Origin of the sequence: Streptococcus parasanguinis (assembly GCF_001578955.1) — a bacterium.
In the GTDB taxonomy this organism is placed as follows: Bacteria; Bacillota; Bacilli; order Lactobacillales; family Streptococcaceae; genus Streptococcus; species Streptococcus parasanguinis_U.
The window spans coordinates 1-320 of sequence record NZ_KQ969766.1; the positions used below are offsets into that span (position 1 = coordinate 1).

The following is a 320-nucleotide window of genomic DNA, read 5'->3' on the forward strand; positions in this document are numbered from 1 at the left end:
GACGGCTTCAACAGCCTATGCAGCCCGCTATGTAGCAGAACATCCAGACTTGGAAATTGCAGCGATTGCCCCTCTGGCAGCAGCCAGTGAGTACGGCTTGGAAGTCCAGGCCAAAGACATCCAAGAAATCGAGGACAATTATACACGTTTTTGGATTTTAGGGGCAACAGAGCCAGCGATCTCAAAAACTTTAAGTCCGGCCCTTCAAAAAGTTAGCTTGGCCTTGACTTTGCCAAGTAACTTGGCAGGAGCCCTCTATAAAGGCTTGTCAACCTTTGCTTGGCGGGGGATCAATTTAACCAAGATTGAAAGTAGACCCC

Annotated in this window: 1 protein-coding gene; it reads left to right on the top strand. The window is 48.8% G+C overall.

What is annotated here, in order from left to right; translation table 11 throughout:
• A partial coding sequence (locus SPADD19_RS11145) for a prephenate dehydratase domain-containing protein (RefSeq protein WP_277619485.1) occupies window positions 1–320 on the top strand: 320 nt, incomplete at both ends.